Origin of the sequence: Kluyvera sp. CRP, from assembly GCF_019930565.1 — a bacterium.
In the GTDB taxonomy this organism is placed as follows: domain Bacteria; phylum Pseudomonadota; class Gammaproteobacteria; order Enterobacterales; family Enterobacteriaceae; genus Kluyvera; species Kluyvera georgiana_A.
In genome coordinates, this window is the sequence record NZ_CP082841.1 from 4,230,847 (window position 1) to 4,245,682 (window position 14,836).

15 protein-coding genes and 3 tRNA genes are annotated in these 14,836 nt (G+C 52.8%); 2 read left to right on the forward strand and 16 right to left on the reverse strand.

Going from position 1 to position 14,836, the window contains the following annotated elements:
• Together K7B04_RS20065 and K7B04_RS20070 are read right to left on the reverse strand one after the other, a co-directional pair.
• On the reverse strand, positions 1–915 hold the full coding sequence (locus K7B04_RS20065; protein WP_065357839.1) for a branched-chain amino acid ABC transporter permease LivH: 915 nt from the start codon (positions 913–915) through the stop codon (positions 1–3).
• Between the two features lie 79 nt (positions 916–994).
• Entirely contained in the window at positions 995–2,113 is a 1,119-nt protein-coding gene (locus tag K7B04_RS20070; RefSeq protein ID WP_064544573.1) for a branched-chain amino acid ABC transporter substrate-binding protein, read from the reverse strand.
• A gap of 539 nt (positions 2,114–2,652) precedes the next feature.
• Between K7B04_RS20070 and K7B04_RS20075 the strand changes: the two genes are divergently transcribed.
• Positions 2,653–3,609 carry a sensor domain-containing diguanylate cyclase gene (locus K7B04_RS20075; protein ID WP_163448988.1) on the forward strand — a complete coding sequence of 319 codons (957 nt, stop codon included), beginning with the start codon at positions 2,653–2,655 and terminating at the stop codon, positions 3,607–3,609.
• A gap of 118 nt (positions 3,610–3,727) precedes the next feature.
• On the opposite strand, the gene arsC is transcribed toward K7B04_RS20075, so the two are convergent.
• The 9 genes from arsC to uvrY form a co-directional block, all read right to left on the reverse strand.
• A complete protein-coding gene (gene arsC / locus K7B04_RS20080) occupies positions 3,728–4,153 on the reverse strand; it encodes a glutaredoxin-dependent arsenate reductase (RefSeq protein WP_167575542.1) in 426 nt (141 codons plus the stop codon).
• 10 nt (positions 4,154–4,163) lie between these two features.
• Entirely contained in the window at positions 4,164–5,456 is a 1,293-nt protein-coding gene (locus tag K7B04_RS20085; protein WP_163448990.1) for an arsenic transporter, read from the reverse strand.
• Positions 5,457–5,499: 43 nt separating this feature from the next.
• Positions 5,500–5,820: a transcriptional regulator gene (locus K7B04_RS20090; protein ID WP_167575540.1), complete on the reverse strand. Its 321-nt coding sequence runs from the start codon at positions 5,818–5,820 to the stop codon at positions 5,500–5,502.
• Between the two features lie 265 nt (positions 5,821–6,085).
• Positions 6,086–6,172, reverse strand: a tRNA-Leu gene (locus K7B04_RS20095).
• An 11-nt stretch (positions 6,173–6,183) separates the two neighbouring features.
• Positions 6,184–6,257: transfer RNA gene (locus tag K7B04_RS20100), tRNA-Cys, on the reverse strand.
• Positions 6,258–6,297: 40 nt separating this feature from the next.
• A tRNA-Gly gene (locus K7B04_RS20105) sits at positions 6,298–6,373 on the reverse strand.
• A gap of 151 nt (positions 6,374–6,524) precedes the next feature.
• Positions 6,525–7,073 (reverse strand): CDP-diacylglycerol--glycerol-3-phosphate 3-phosphatidyltransferase, encoded by a 549-nt coding sequence (gene pgsA / locus K7B04_RS20110; protein WP_064544567.1) that lies wholly within the window; start codon positions 7,071–7,073, stop codon positions 6,525–6,527.
• Positions 7,074–7,128: 55 nt separating this feature from the next.
• The gene (gene uvrC, locus K7B04_RS20115; RefSeq protein ID WP_223802842.1) at positions 7,129–8,961 is read right to left on the reverse strand and encodes an excinuclease ABC subunit UvrC; all 1,833 of its coding nucleotides are present in this window, start codon (positions 8,959–8,961) and stop codon (positions 7,129–7,131) included.
• On the reverse strand, positions 8,958–9,614 hold the full coding sequence (uvrY, locus tag K7B04_RS20120) for a UvrY/SirA/GacA family response regulator transcription factor (protein WP_064544562.1): 657 nt from the start codon (positions 9,612–9,614) through the stop codon (positions 8,958–8,960). Before uvrY ends, uvrC begins: the two co-directional genes overlap by 4 nt.
• Before the next feature lie 456 nt (positions 9,615–10,070).
• On the opposite strand from uvrY, the gene K7B04_RS20125 reads away from it, so the two are divergent.
• On the forward strand, positions 10,071–10,295 hold the full coding sequence (locus K7B04_RS20125; RefSeq protein ID WP_064544561.1) for a DUF2594 family protein: 225 nt from the start codon (positions 10,071–10,073) through the stop codon (positions 10,293–10,295).
• Between the two features lie 70 nt (positions 10,296–10,365).
• Here the strand turns inward: K7B04_RS20125 and sdiA are convergent, their stop codons facing one another.
• The 5 genes from sdiA to tcyJ all read right to left on the reverse strand — a co-directional run bounded on the left by sdiA (position 10,366) and on the right by tcyJ (position 14,709).
• Positions 10,366–11,088: a transcriptional regulator SdiA gene (gene sdiA, locus K7B04_RS20130; RefSeq protein ID WP_223802843.1), complete on the reverse strand. Its 723-nt coding sequence runs from the start codon at positions 11,086–11,088 to the stop codon at positions 10,366–10,368.
• A gap of 321 nt (positions 11,089–11,409) precedes the next feature.
• Entirely contained in the window at positions 11,410–12,162 is a 753-nt protein-coding gene (gene tcyN / locus K7B04_RS20135; protein WP_064544555.1) for an L-cystine ABC transporter ATP-binding protein TcyN, read from the reverse strand.
• The gene (gene tcyL / locus K7B04_RS20140) at positions 12,159–12,827 is read right to left on the reverse strand and encodes a cystine ABC transporter permease (RefSeq protein WP_064544553.1); all 669 of its coding nucleotides are present in this window, start codon (positions 12,825–12,827) and stop codon (positions 12,159–12,161) included. The genes tcyN and tcyL overlap by 4 nt, the downstream gene beginning before the upstream one ends.
• Before the next feature lie 13 nt (positions 12,828–12,840).
• Positions 12,841–13,827, reverse strand: coding sequence for a D-cysteine desulfhydrase (gene dcyD / locus K7B04_RS20145; protein WP_223802844.1), 987 nt, complete (start codon positions 13,825–13,827; stop codon positions 12,841–12,843).
• A gap of 81 nt (positions 13,828–13,908) precedes the next feature.
• Positions 13,909–14,709: a cystine ABC transporter substrate-binding protein gene (tcyJ, locus tag K7B04_RS20150; RefSeq protein WP_163449006.1), complete on the reverse strand. Its 801-nt coding sequence runs from the start codon at positions 14,707–14,709 to the stop codon at positions 13,909–13,911.
• Positions 14,710–14,836: the final 127 nt, after the last annotated feature.

Here is a 14,836-nt window from a genome sequence, read left to right on the forward strand (position 1 = left end):
CTACACTTTGGCCACAATCGGGCGGCCAAGCAGCCCCTGTGGGCGAAAAATCAGGATCACCACCAGCAGCCCGAACGAGAACACGTCTTTATAGTCGGAGTTGACCATCCCGGAGAACTGCGCTTCGGCCACGCCAAGCAGCAGCCCACCCAGCATCGCCCCCGGCAGGGAACCGATACCGCCAAGCACCGCCGCGGTGAACGCCTTGATGCCGATAATAAACCCGGCATAGAAGTCGAAAGTGCCGTAGTTCATGGTGATCAACACCCCCGCCAGCCCCGCCATCGCCGCACCGATCACAAACACCAGCGAGATAATACGATCGGTATTGATCCCGAGAATCGAGGCCATTTTGCGATCCTGCTGCACCGCCCGGCACATCCGCCCGAGCCGGGTGTGACCAATAATCCACGTTAACAGCAGCATCCCGGCAAACGACGCCAGCAGGATAAAGATCTTGGTGTAGGTGATCTGTACAAAGCCTTCGCCGATATGCAGACGCAGCACGCCATCCAGCATTGTGGGAACCCCCTGCTGGCGCGGCCCCTGGCTGATTTGCGCGTAGTTTTGCAGAATTAATGACATGCCGATGGCGGAAATCAGCGGCGCCAGGCGGGTGGAATTGCGCAGCGGTTTGTAGGCAATACGCTCAATCGTCCAGCCGTACACGCCGGTAACCACGATGGTAAAGACCAGCGTGCCGAGGATCAGCAAGGGGAAAGAGTGCAGGCCAAAGAAGGACAGCAGCGCCAGACCGATGGCGCAGAGATAGGCTGAGATCATATACACTTCGCCGTGAGCGAAGTTAATCATGCCGATAATACCGTATACCATGGTGTAACCAATGGCGATCAGCCCGTAGACCGATCCTAGCGTCAAGCCATTGACTAACTGTTGCAGAAAGAATGTCTCCATCATCGCGCGCTCGTGTTATTGGCCATGTTATAGAGCGCCGGTATGCGAGCATACCGGCGCTGAGCGTGACTCCGTCCGGTTACTCAACTTCCTTATACTTGCCTTTATCATCCCACTGATAAACGACGTAGTCCGAGACTTTCAGGTCGCCCTTACTATCCCAGGCTTTCTTGCCCATGACGGTTTCGACCGGGTTGGCCTTCAGCCATTCGCTGGCTTTCGCCGAGTCGGGGCCTGCCGCCTTAAACGCCGCGGCGATGGCCTGAATAGAGGCATAGGAATAGAGGGTATAACCTTCAGGCTCAAACTTGTTGGCGCGGAATTTTTCGATCACCGCCTTGCCGTCCGGGATCAGACGCGGATCCTTGCCAAAGGTCATATAGATGCCGTTGGTGTACTGCGGACCACCGGCGGCGGTAACCATCTCTTCGTTGACGATACAGTCGCCGGAGAAGAATTTCGCCTGTACGCCCTGCTCCCGCATCTGACGCACCAGCGGCCCCGCTTCTGGGTGACAGCCGCCGAAAAAGACCACATCCGGCTTCTGGGCGCCAATTTTGGTCACCAACGCATTGAAATCTTTTTCACCGCGCGACAGGCCTTCATACATCACATCCTTCACGCCGCGCTTGGCCAGCGCCGCGCGGGTCGCATCCGCCAGGCCCTGTCCGTAGGTATCTTTATCGTGAATGATAACCACCCGTTTAGCCTTCAGCTTATCAATGATGAAGTTGCTGGCGACGTCGCCCTGCTGGTCATCGCGGCCACACATACGGAACATATCGTTCATTCCGCGCTCGGTGATCAGCGGGTTTGTTGAACCCGGGGTGATGGCCAGCACGCCCGCGTCGTTATAAACCTCGGAGGCAGGCATCGTCGAAGAGGAACAGAAATGGCCGACGACGGCCTGAACTTTGTCCTGATCGACCAGACGATTCGCCACCGCCACGGCCTGCTTCGGCTCGCAGGCATCATCGCCCTGCACCAGCTTAATTTTCTCGCCGTTAATCCCACCGGCGGCGTTAATATCCGCCGCGGCCTGGGTCGCGCCGTGCCAATATTGATCGCCATAGGTGGCGTTTGGCCCGGTAAATGGCCCGGCGACACCAATCACGATATCGGCCTGGGCGGAAAACGCCGTCACCAGACACCCTGCCAACACAATCGAAAGCGGACTTCTTATTAATTTCAGCGACATTATTATCTACCTTAGCAAAAGAGGTTTATGCATAACGGTGTGAAGCCGAACCACCGGCGCACGCGCCGGACATACGACATCCTGACAATATCCTGCTGATAACGGCGAGGTTTCCTTACGCTTTTCAGGTCAAATCATTAAGCAAAATGGTTGCCAACTTTTCGCAACCAGCGCAGGGATTTAGACAATGTTGAGTATAGAGCGCCGTTACAGGGCCTCTGCACCGGCGAAGTGAAATTACGGGAGGGATCACATCTGGTTAACAATAAAGTACATAAATATTGCAATAGTCACGCTTTGCGCATTTTTGTAGCAAGTTGTGCAAACTATGCTGCGCGGTGGTGCAAGCGATGGGCATAACAAAAAAACTCCCGCCGGGGAGCGACATATTGATTCACCGGATAACCGTTGTGAGGGTTATCGGGGGCATTCAGGCTGCGGAGCACTTTTTTGAACTATATTCAAATGATTGGTCAGCCTTAATCCGGCTTTACGCCAGAATGTATCTGGCATCAACATATCTATTTCTTCGAGGTGATATGAAATTCCCAGGCATCCCGGATAATGAGGAAGAACGATTAAGATCCCTTTATCTGGCAGACCTTCTTGATACCGGCTCCGAAGAACGATTCGATCGTTTAACCCGACTGGCAAAAAAAATCTTTCAGGTGCCCGTGGTACTGATAAGTCTGCTCGACCGTGAGCGTCAGTGGATGCTAGCGTGCGAAGGTTTGGGTACCCGCGAAACGCCTCGCAACATCTCTTTCTGTAGCCACGCCATTTTAGAGGATGGCCCCTTTATTGTTAACGACGCATCGCACGATGAACGTTTTCATGATAACCCGCTGGTGACCGGGGAACCTTACATCAGATTCTACGCGGGTTATCCCGTACATCTACCTGATGGCGCGGTTGCGGGTACGCTTTGTCTGATTCATTCCACGCCCCGCGGTTTCAGCGACGAGGATATTGCTTGCCTCAGAGATTTGGCTTTTATTGTCGAAGATGAATTTAAAATTATTGGTATCGCCATGACCGATAGCCTAACGGGCATACCGAATCGTCGTGGTTTCTACAGTAAAGGCGAAAAGCGATTCCATTCCCTGACTAAAACCAATGCAACATTCAGCCTTATCTTTTTTGATCTCGATAAGTTCAAACCTATCAACGATCTCTGGGGGCATGCAGAAGGTGATGAGGTATTAAAAGTATTTGCCGCGATGCTATATAAGCGCCTGGGCACCAGAGATATTGCAGGACGCCTCGGTGGCGATGAATTTGCCGTTCTCCTCGCCCACCACGCCGATGCGGATGCATTTTTACACGGTTTGCGCAGCGATGTGGATGAGTACAACGAAAACTCTGGCAAACCCTATAACATCAATTATTCCTATGGGATGTTACGTAATGACCCGGATCGTTACCCGTCGCTGCGGGAAATGCTTAAAGAAAGCGATGAGGTGATGTACTCAGCAAAACGCCGGAAGCACGCATAACCTTTCACATTGGCAGAGAATGAATACCAGGCATTGATAAAGGCTGTTTTGCAGGGCGGGGATTCTGACACGGAAAATGAGCATCGTAGAAGCCAGGGGGCATGAGCCCCCTTGATATTTATATCAGTTTTTTACCAGCATCGTTAACGACCTTCTCGCCATCTTCCTTGGTGAATGCGCCTTTTTGCCCGTCCGGGAGGATATCCAGCACCAATTCTGAAGGCCGGCACAGACGCGTTCCCAGCGGCGTCACCACAATGGGGCGATTAATCAGGATCGGATATTGCAGCATAAAATCGATTAGCCGATCGTCAGTAAATTTATCTTCCGCGAGCCCTAACGCTTCATAAGGCTCAACATTTGTCCGCAGCAGAGCCCGTACGGTAATACCCATGTCCCCAATCAGTTTTACCAGTTCATCGCGTGACGGTGGATGCTCAAGATAATAAATAATCGTAGGTTCGGTACCACTGTTGCGGATCATCTCAAGCGTATTACGCGATGTACCACAGGCTGGGTTGTGATAAATGGTGATGTTGCTCATTTTCAGTATCTCATGACAAAGTGAAAGAGAGACGTAGCGCCAGCGCAGCCAGCGTGACAAACAGGACAGGCAGGGTCATCGCAATTCCGGTGCGGAAATAATATCCCCAGCCAATCTTCATATTCTTTTGTGCAAGCACATGCAGCCACAGCAAAGTCGCTAGGCTACCAATTGGCGTAATTTTTGGGCCTAAATCGCAACCAATCACATTGGCGTAAATCATCGCTTCTCTGACGATGCCGGTCGCCGCACTACCATCAATGGATAATGCGCCAATCAACACCGTCGGCATATTGTTCATCACCGATGACAGAAACGCCGTCAGGAAACCGGTGCCGAACGTGGCAGTCCATAGACCGTTGTCAGCCAGCATATTGAGTACGGCAGACAGATACTCAGTGAGTCCGGCATTACGTAAGCCGTAGACGACCAGATACATACCCAACGAGAAAACCACGATCTGCCAGGGTGCCCCACGAAGCACTTTCCCGGTGTTTATCGTATTTCCACGTTTTGCCACCACGAACAGCACTGCGGCGCCAACGGCGGCTATCGCGCTGACGGGGATCCCCAACGGTTCCAGAACAAAGAAACCAACCAGCAGGAACAGCAGGACTATCCAGCCCGCTCTGAACGTCGCCGGATCCTTAATCGCACTGGCGGGCATCTTCAGCAGTGAAACGTCATATCTGGCCGGAATATCCCGACGGAAGAAGAGATGCAGCATAACCAAGGTGGCTGCAATGGCCGCCAGGTTTACAGGGACCATCACGGAGGCGTACTGAGTAAATCCCAGGCCGAAGAAATCCGCTGAGACGATATTGACCAGGTTAGAGACAATCAGCGGCAGACTGGCGGTATCTGCGATAAATCCTGCTGCCATGACAAAGGCCAGTGTCGTCCTCGGGCTGAATCCCAGCGCCAGCAGCATCGCAATCACAATAGGCGTCAGTATCAATGCGGCACCGTCGTTAGCAAACAGAGCAGCGACAGCAGCGCCAAGCAATACTATCCATGTAAACAGCAGTCGACCGCGCCCGTGCCCCCACCGGGCAACATGCAGTGCGGCCCATTCAAAGAAACCGGACTCATCGAGCAGCAGGCTGATGATAATCACTGCAATAAATGCCGCTGTTGCGTTCCAGACAATATTCCAGACCACGGGGATATCACCAATGTGGATGACCCCTGTTCCCAGCGCCAGCACGGCACCAATACTTGCGCTCCAGCCAATACTGAGTCCTCTGGGCTGCCAGATAACCAGCACCAGCGTCAGTATAAAAATACTCCCTGCCAAAAACATCCCGGACCTCTTTATATATGTTTATACATATGTGAGAAAACTATCAGCAAGACGTGCATGCCGATTTATCCAGCCATTCACGCACATCATCGCGCAAGCACTGCCATGACGTCGTTATCGTCTCACTGGCCCATGCCGGGATATGGGGGGACAGTCGATAATGAACCCATTTCCCTTCCCGACGATCCAGTACCAGCTCGGCCTCACGCAGGATAGCCATATGGCGAGAAATTTTAGGCTGTGATTCAGCTGTCGCAGCGCAGATATCACATACGCACAGTTCGCCGGCCTCCCTGAGTAGCATGACAATCGCGAGGCGAGTTTCATCCGACAGGATTTTAAATAGCTGAACAGGCTGTAGCATCTTGTACTCCCTTCCCTTTACATACACATATGCTAAATCATATATATTGATTTTGGAATCACCAAACGATCCCGGAGATAAAAAACGGAAGACTTTTTGCACTGAACGCGGATTATCTCGAGCAACCAATTCGAGGAGAACGGGCGAATGGTGGGCAATGATTATTATGAAGTGATAATATGAAAGCGGCGTACAAAAACAAAAAAACCACCCGTAGGTGGTTTCACGACACTGCTTATTGCTTTGATTATTCTTGTCTTTCCCATGGTAGCCGGAGTGGGACTTGAACCCACACAGCGCGAACGCCGAGGGATTTTAAATCCCTTGTGTCTACCGATTCCACCATCCGGCCAGGGAAGAAAGTGGAGGCGCGTTCCGGAGTCGAACCGGACTAGACGGATTTGCAATCCGCTACATAACCGCTTTGCTAACGCGCCTTTAAATCTTAAACATCCGCAAACGCCGATGCTCTTAATTTGGAGCGGGAAACGAGACTCGAACTCGCGACCCCGACCTTGGCAAGGTCGTGCTCTACCAACTGAGCTATTCCCGCATTATCAAGTTGACTCATTAACCACTTGATTTTGCTATCGTCTGGCAATCAGTGCTGCCGTTCGATGCGTTGCATTCTACTTATCTCACGCGGTGAGTCAACGGTATTTTTCGCAACTTTGTATCGTTTGCTGAAAATTACGCCGAAACGATCACTCTTGAAGCAAATCGCCGCGCGCGGCGTTCAGATATTGCAGCATAGACCACAGCGTCAGCACTGCTGCCACGAGGAATAACGCAATACCCGCCCACTCAACCCACATATTCGGACGCCACAGCATCCACACCAGCGCGGTCATCTGCGCGGTGGTTTTCACTTTACCGATCCACGAAACGGCAACGCTGCTACGTTTACCCAGTTCGGCCATCCACTCACGTAACGCGGAGATAATAATTTCGCGAGCGATCATCGTGGCGGCCGGTAAGGTCACCCACCAGGTGTGGTAGTGCTCCGCCACCAGCACCATGGCAATCGCCACCATCACTTTATCCGCAACAGGATCGAGGAAGGCGCCAAAGCGGGTGCTCTGGTTCCAGCGACGAGCGAGATAGCCATCAAACCAGTCGGTGACGGCGGCCACAAAGAAGATCAGCGCGCAGACAAACGGCGCCCAGACGAACGGAAGGTAGAACGCCAGCACAAAAAACGGAATCAGGATGACGCGGAACAACGTAAGCAATGTAGGGATATTATATTGCATGGCGTGGTAACTATCTGTTGTTAGTAAATATTAGCCCTATGTTGCTACAGAGCCCCTAATGTTTCAACGAGTAGAAGATCTTTTCTGCTAAGCCAAGCGAGATTCCCGGCACTTTGGCGATATCCTCAATGCTGGCCTGCTGTAAACCTTGCAGCCCGCCCATATATTTAAGCAGCATCTGACGTCGCTTCGGCCCAACGCCTTCAATGGTCTCCAGCGAGCTGGTGCTTTTCACTTTAGCGCGCTTTTTGCGGTGCCCGGAGATAGCGTGATCGTGCGATTCATCGCGGATATGCTGGATCACATGCAGCGCCGGAGAGTCCGGTGGCAGACTAAAGCCCTCACCTTCCGGCTCAAAGAACAGCGTTTCGAGGCCGGCTTTACGGTCACTGCCTTTCGCCACCCCGAGCAACAGCGGGTGATGCTTATCCCACGGTACGTTGAGTTCAGCAAAAACCGCTTTCGCCTGGCCCAACTGCCCTTTGCCACCATCGATAAGAATGACATCCGGAATTTTGCTTTCATCAATCGCTTTACCGTAGCGACGGCGCAGCACCTGATTCATCGCGGCATAGTCATCGCCCGGCGTAATGCCGGTAATGTTGTAGCGACGATACTCGGCACGCAGCGGGCCGTTAGCATCAAACACCACACAGGAGGCCACGGTCTGCTCGCCCATAGTGTGGCTGATATCGAAACATTCCATCCGCTTGATCGCCGGCAACTTCAGTTCGATAGCCAGCGCCTGAAGGCGCTGATGTACGGTAGACTGTTGAGAAAGTTTAGTCGACAGCGCGGTCACCGCGTTGGTGCGCGCCAGCTTTAAGTAGCGCGCGCGGTCGCCGCGCGGTTTGGTTTGCACCTGAATACGTCGCCCGGCGAGTTCAGAGAGAGAGTCAGCGAGCAGCGTTTTATCTTTGAGCGAGAAGTCGAGCAGGATCTCGCCCGGTAGCGTGCGCATCTGGCTGCCCTGGAAATAGAACTGGCCAACGAAGGTTTCTACCACTTCGCCAAGTTCGGTATCGCTCGGCACCTTAGGGAAATAGCTGCGGCTACCGAGGACTTTGCCCTGGCGGATAAACAGCACGTGCACACAGGCCATTCCCGCCTCGAACGCCACGCCAATAACGTCCAGATCGTCCCCGTTATTCGAGACAAACTGTTTTTCCGTCACTCGCCGTACGGCCTGAATCTGATCGCGGATGCGCGCGGCTTCCTCAAATGCCATCGCCTGGCTGGCTTTCTCCATGCGCGCAATCAGCTGCGTCAGCACCTGATCGTCCTTCCCCGCGAGGAACAGACGTACATAGTCCACCTGCTCCGCGTATTCTTCCTCACTGACCAGCCCCTTCACGCATGGCCCCAGACAGCGACCAATCTGGTATTGCAGGCAAGGACGCGAGCGGTTGCGATAAACGCTGTTTTCGCACTGGCGAACAGGGAAGATTTTTTGCAGCAAGGCCAGCGTTTCCCGCACCGCATAACCGTTGGGGAAAGGACCGAAGTACTCGCCTTTGGCATGCTTGGCGCCGCGATGCGTCGCCAGACGCGGATGGGCATCCGCGCTGAGGAAAATAAAGGGATACGACTTGTCGTCACGCAGCAGCACGTTGTAGCGCGGCTGATAGAGCTTGATGTAGTTGTGCTCCAGCAGCAGCGCTTCCGTTTCGGTGTGGGTGACGGTGACATCAATCTGGGCGATTTGCGCCACCAGCGCTTCCGTTTTGCGAGAAGACACCTGAGCGCGAAAATAGCTGGCAAGGCGCTTTTTGAGATCTTTGGCTTTGCCAACATAAATAACCGTGCCGCCGGCATCATACATACGATAAACACCGGGCTGGCTGGTTACGGTTTTCAGAAAGGCTTTTGAATCAAAAACATCACTCACTGACTTGCTAACGACTCCGCATTGCACAGGCCATGGCGAATTGCCAGGTGAGTCAGCTCAACATCACCGTGTATGTTCAGCTTGCTAAACATACGGTAGCGGTAACTGTTCACCGTCTTGGGACTCAGATTCAACTGCTCTGAAATCTCATTCACCTTCTGACCTTTAGTGATCATCAGCATAATCTGCAATTCGCGTTCAGACAAACTGGAGAATGGCGATTCCGTCTTTTCCGGCTCAATCTGGCTTAACGCCATTTGCTGAGCAATGTCTGACGCGATATAGCGCTGACCGGAGAACACCGAGCGAATAGCGTTAACCACCTCTTGCGGCGCGGCGCCTTTGCTCAGATACCCTGCTGCACCAGCCTGCATAACTTTCGCCGGCAGTGGGTTTTCCGTGTGTACGGTTAGCATGATAACTTTGGTATCAACCGCCGAACGCGCAATTTTACGCGTTGCTTCAAGGCCACCGATGCCAGGCATATTCATGTCCATCAATACAACATCGACAGGATTGGCACGGCACCACTTAACCGCATCTTCCCCGCAGTTGGCTTCGCCGGTGACTCTAATACCTTTTATATCTTCGAGAATGCGTCGTATCCCTGCGCGCACCAGTTCGTGGTCATCAACAAGAAGGACGTTGATCAAAGGAATAATCTCCAGAATAGGGATAACGCTACTACTGCTTAATTCCCCCATACTACCGGGTTTTATATCATCTGTGAAAGTCTAAAAATGCCAGGGCTCCGATTTTGATCTCGTTTTTGGCAATAATCATGTACAGAGACTGGAAAACGCTAAAAAACAGTAAGATGCCGATGGCAGATATCAGTATGCTTACAGGGATTAACGGCGTAAACAGGCGCTTTGTCGTATATTTGATAAATAGCCCTTATAATATGTAACAACAATTAACGATGACAAAACCGTATTTAAACAATTTGCGCCTAACCTGCTGTCTACGCAGACGAAATAATAATTAATATCAGATCTGAGCAGCGCGCAAAAAACAGGCACTCCTTTTTTTCTCACGGCTTGTGGTATACTGCGCCGCTTTCATAATCCGCATCGCGCATAATGCGCAGAAATTGTACGAGGCAATAAATGAGCACACCTGATTTTTCCACTGCAGAAAATAATCAAAATCTGGCCCAGGAAGTTTCCTGCCTGAAGTCTCTTCTGACCCTGATGCTGCAGGCGATGGGCCAGGCTGATGCTGGCCGCGTGATTATAAAAATGGAAAAGCAAATTGCGCAGTTAGAAGATGAAGCTCAGGCTGCCGTATTTTCCAGCACCGTTAAGCAAATTAAACAAGCTTACCGCCAGTAATAAAAAACCGGCTGTCAGCATCGCTGCTGACAGCCGGTTTGCCGTCTGGCACGCAGAACGCGAATACAGGTCAGATCAATCCAATCGCCGCTGCATAGCAGGCAATCTGCGTTTTATTCGGCGCATTAAATTTTTTCTGCATGTTCTTTTGATGGAAATTCACCGTATTCTCGGAAATCGACAAAATCATCGAGATCTCCGCAGATGTTTTCCCTTCCGCCGTCCATTTCAGAATTTCTAATTCCCGTTTGCTGAATTTCATCTCCCGCGGCATCACCATTTCATCTTCTACGCGTAATAGCGCCAGCAGACTCATTTCCAGCAGAATTTGTAAACGCAAAGCGACTTCATCCTGGTCCTGAATAGATCCCGGCGTACGGGTACGCGACACCGACAGGAAACCGTGCGCATGGTTAGGCAACATCAGGCATTGTGTGGCGCCGGTTTGCAGACCATGTGCGCGCGCGGCTTGCCACAACTCCTGCGCGTCGCTGAACAACTCATCGTCCCAGGGTAAGTGACCCAACGAGAAATTATCAGGTTTTAGCACCGGATCGATAGCCATATAGTTCGCAGACTTATAATGCGACATCCAGACATCAGGATAGGTGGTATACACAGAAATACGCGGCCGGGTAAACGGCACCGGATGTCGGACGCACAGGGCGAAGAAATCGTATTCCAGATATTCTGTTTGCGCTTGAAGTAGCGCGTATATCTGTTCACTTGCCGAAGCCGCCTGGAAAAGATGCAGCATTTCCCGCCGCCAACTGAAAAAATCATCGTCTCTCATAACGAACGAGAAACCCCCTGATCAATAATCATTTTTATGAATACAGAAACCTAACACATAAATCTTATTTATATGTATAAAATATCACGCCTGCCTGAAATAATCTTAACTTGCCTCATTTCTGTAACTTAGCGCACGATATTCCGGCTTTCCGGCGCTTTATGGACCTTTCAGACGGAATAATATTTACCTATTGATTGGGCATGCTTAAGTAAAATTTTTCATTAAAAAGGCGATGGTACAGGGGCGTCATTATTTGCTATGCGAATTAAGTCCCGTAGAAGGCACGCCAGCGTGTATTGCTGGCGTACCTCAAAGCGACTACTGCATCAGGAATTTTTCGAGGAACTGGCGGGTACGGGCCTGCTGTGGGTTGGCAAACAGCGCTTTGGCTTCGCCCTGCTCCACAATCCGCCCCTGGTCCATAAAGATGGCACGGTCAGCGACATCACGAGCAAAGCTCATTTCATGAGTCACGATGACCATCGTACGCTTCTCCTGCGCCAGCGCGCGGATGGTGTTCAGCACCTCCCCCACCAGCTCGGGATCCAGTGCCGACGTCGGTTCATCAAACAGGATCACATCCGGGCGCATCGCCAACGCTCGGGCAATCGCCACACGCTGCTGCTGGCCGCCGGAAAGACGGCGCGGATAGCTCTCTTCTTTACCTGAAAGCCCCACCTTGCCCAATAGCTCGCGAGCCCGAGCAACCGCCCCGGCTTTATCCTCGCCCTTCACGATCACCGGCCCTTCAATAATATTCTCCAGCACCGTACGGTGCGGGAACAGATTGAAGCTCTGGAACACGAAGCCGACGTGCTGGCGCAGACGGCGAATCAGCCCTTTCTGCTGGCCGATGGGGCGTGCGGTATCAATGGTGATATCGCCGACGCGTATGGTGCCGCTCTCCGGCTGTTCCAGCAGATTAATACTGCGCAGCAGCGTGGTTTTGCCGGAACCGCTTGGCCCGATAATCGCCACCACTTCGCCCTCTTTCACCTCAAGATCAATACCGTGCAGCACGGTCTGTCCGTGGAATTTTTTAACCAGGTTTTTGACTTCAATTGCACTCATTTCGGGTCTCGCTCCTGGCGGTTAAGCTGATTTTCAAAATAGTTTTGCAGCACCGACAGCACGGTCGCCATCACCCAGTAAATCAGGGATGCAGCCAGATACATGGTGAATACTTCCAGCGTACGCGAGGTGATCAGCTGCGCCTGACGGAACAGTTCTGGCACCTGAATCGTCGCCGCCAGCGAGGTATCCTTCACCAGGCTGATAAAACTGTTCGATAACGGCGGTAGCGCCACGCGCGCCGCCTGCGGCAGAATCGCCCGGCGCATCGTCTGCCACGGGGTCATACCGATACTCGCCGCCGCTTCCCACTGGCCTTTATCGATCGACGAAATCGCCGCACGCAGCGTTTCGGCAGCATAGGCTGCGGTATTCAGCGACAAGCCGATCATCGCCGACGGAATCGGATCCAGTTCGATGCCAAACTGCGGCAGACCGTAGTAGATCATAAATAGCTGGGCAATCAGCGGCGTGCCGCGAAAAATAGAGATATAGCAACGTGCCAGCCAGCGCACCGGCGCAATGGGCGACAGGCGCATCAATGCGAGAATAAAGCCCAGAACCAGCCCAAAGAACATCCCGCCAATACTGAGCTGGAGGGTAAAGACCGCGCCTTTGAGCAGATACGGCGCGGAGTCGATCACTAATTGAATACTTTCTTGCATGAGCGCGTTCTATTTAAATGTGAGGATGATAGGCGAACAGCGCAGGCGCACCGCCGGTATGGATGAACAGAATGGGCCCTTCATCTTTGAAGCGTTTCTGGCTGATGCCGTCGATGAGCCCGGCCATCGCTTTGCCGGTATAGACCGGGTCGAGCAGGATGCCTTCCAGACGCGCGAGCAGTTTCACCGCTTCCATGCCGTCGTCGTTCGGAATACCGTAGGCCGGGGCGAAATAGTCGTCCCACAGCGTGATTCCGGCAGTAGCCGTCAGTTCAAGGCTGCGCGCAATCTCCTGCTGAAGCGTGACCACTTTCGGCAGTTGATCGGCCACCTTGCGGGAAACGGTGACGCCAATCAGCTCGGCTTCCGGCATCACCTGTTCGAGCCCCACGGCCAGACCGGCATGCGTTCCTGCGCTGCCGGAAGCGACCACCACGGAGGAAATCGACACCGCACCTTCGCACTGCTGCGCGATTTCCAGCGCGCTCTCCACGTAACCCAGCGCACCCAGCGCGTTTGAACCGCCAACCGGAATCACATAAGGACGAAAGCCCTGCGCTTCGAGACGCGTCGCCAGTTCAGCCAGCTGCGCGTTCGGGTCGGTTAATGCCTCGCAGATCTCGACCTGGGTGTTAAACAGATCCAGCAGCAGACGGTTGCCGTTGCTGAGATAGTTTTCTGCCTTCGTCCCCATCGGGTTTTCCAGCAGCGCCACGCAGTGCAGCCCCAATTTTGCCGCCACCGCCGCCGTCTGGCGCACGTGGTTAGATTGAATCGCGCCAGCGGTCACCAGCGTGTCGGCCCCTTCGCGTAGCGCGTCGGCAGCGAGAAACTCCAGTTTACGCAGTTTGTTTCCGCCCATCGCCAGCGGCGTGACGTCATCGCGTTTGATAAAAATGTCGCGCCCGATGTAGTCGGAAAAGCGCGGCAGGTATTCCAACGGCGTCGGCGCGCCAATAAACTCAAGGCGCGGAAAACGGGTTAAATTTTGCAGTGACATAGCATCTCCTTAGTCTCGTTTTTATTATGCGCCGTAAATAAAAAAAGGCGCCCTTTCAGCGCCTTTTTTCCTTCAGAGCGATTACTGCGTAACGTCAGCTCCAAACCATTTTTCGGACAGCGCCTTCAGGCTACCGTCTTTCTTCATGGCGTCAATAGCGCTATCCACTGCTTTGAGCAGATCGTCGTTGCCTTTACGCAACGCAACGCCTGACTCCTGGCGGGAGAACGCATCACCAGCCACCGCCAGCGTATTGTTGGTTTTCTTCACCAGATCCAGCGCCGCCAGACGGTCAACCAGAATGGCGTTGATACGGCCAACGCGCAGATCCTGATATTTGGTCGGGTCATCGTCGTAAGTCCGGATGTCCACGCCCTGCACGTTCTGACGCAGCCACTCTTCATAGTTGGTGCCCAGACCAACGCCGACTTTTTTACCTTTCAGATCCGCCGCGGTTTTGATGGAGTCTTCACTGCCCTTCTTCACCAGCGCTTGAATACCGGAGATGGTGTACGGGGTGGAGAAGTCATATTTTTTCTGACGTTCCGGCGAAATGGTGACCTGGTTAATCACCACGTCGATACGTTTGGAGTCCAGCGACGCCAGCATACCGTCCCATTTGGTTGGTTTCAGATCGGCCTTAACGCCAAGGTGTTTAGCCAGTTCATTCGCGAAATCGACTTCAAAACCGGTCAGCTTGCCGTCATCACCCTGGAAACTAAACGGAGGATAGGTCCCTTCCAGCCCAACGCGCAGCGTGCCGCGTTCTTTAACCTGGTTTAATAAATTTTCGGCAGCAAAGGCTTGCACGCTTGCTCCCGCAACCAGCGCAACGGCCATTACGCCCATCAGCGCCTGACGACCCAGAAACTTCAGTTTCATTATACCCCCGAAAAACATTATTTTTCCGTAGTCTAAACCGTTCATCATCAATGACAAACACCCATAAGATCCATGTTATTCCAATTTAATATATATCAGAGGTTTCACGGTCTGCGAAGTTTTGTGC

Bases quoted from the DNA above. Each gene is read 5' to 3' on its own strand.
- K7B04_RS20065 (WP_065357839.1), bottom strand. From the start codon at position 915: ATGGAGACATTCTTTCTGCAACAGTTAGTCAATGGCTTGACGCTAGGA.
- K7B04_RS20070 (WP_064544573.1), bottom strand. From the start codon at position 2,113: ATGTCGCTGAAATTAATAAGAAGTCCGCTTTCGATTGTGTTGGCAGGG.
- K7B04_RS20075 (WP_163448988.1), top strand. From the start codon at position 2,653: ATGAAATTCCCAGGCATCCCGGATAATGAGGAAGAACGATTAAGATCC.
- arsC (WP_167575542.1), bottom strand. From the start codon at position 4,153: ATGAGCAACATCACCATTTATCACAACCCAGCCTGTGGTACATCGCGT.
- K7B04_RS20085 (WP_163448990.1), bottom strand. From the start codon at position 5,456: ATGTTTTTGGCAGGGAGTATTTTTATACTGACGCTGGTGCTGGTTATC.
- K7B04_RS20090 (WP_167575540.1), bottom strand. From the start codon at position 5,820: ATGCTACAGCCTGTTCAGCTATTTAAAATCCTGTCGGATGAAACTCGC.
- pgsA (WP_064544567.1), bottom strand. From the start codon at position 7,073: ATGCAATATAATATCCCTACATTGCTTACGTTGTTCCGCGTCATCCTG.
- K7B04_RS20125 (WP_064544561.1), top strand. From the start codon at position 10,071: ATGAGCACACCTGATTTTTCCACTGCAGAAAATAATCAAAATCTGGCC.
- sdiA (WP_223802843.1), bottom strand. From the start codon at position 11,088: ATGAGAGACGATGATTTTTTCAGTTGGCGGCGGGAAATGCTGCATCTT.
- tcyN (WP_064544555.1), bottom strand. From the start codon at position 12,162: ATGAGTGCAATTGAAGTCAAAAACCTGGTTAAAAAATTCCACGGACAG.
- tcyL (WP_064544553.1), bottom strand. From the start codon at position 12,827: ATGCAAGAAAGTATTCAATTAGTGATCGACTCCGCGCCGTATCTGCTC.
- dcyD (WP_223802844.1), bottom strand. From the start codon at position 13,827: ATGTCACTGCAAAATTTAACCCGTTTTCCGCGCCTTGAGTTTATTGGC.
- tcyJ (WP_163449006.1), bottom strand. From the start codon at position 14,709: ATGAAACTGAAGTTTCTGGGTCGTCAGGCGCTGATGGGCGTAATGGCC.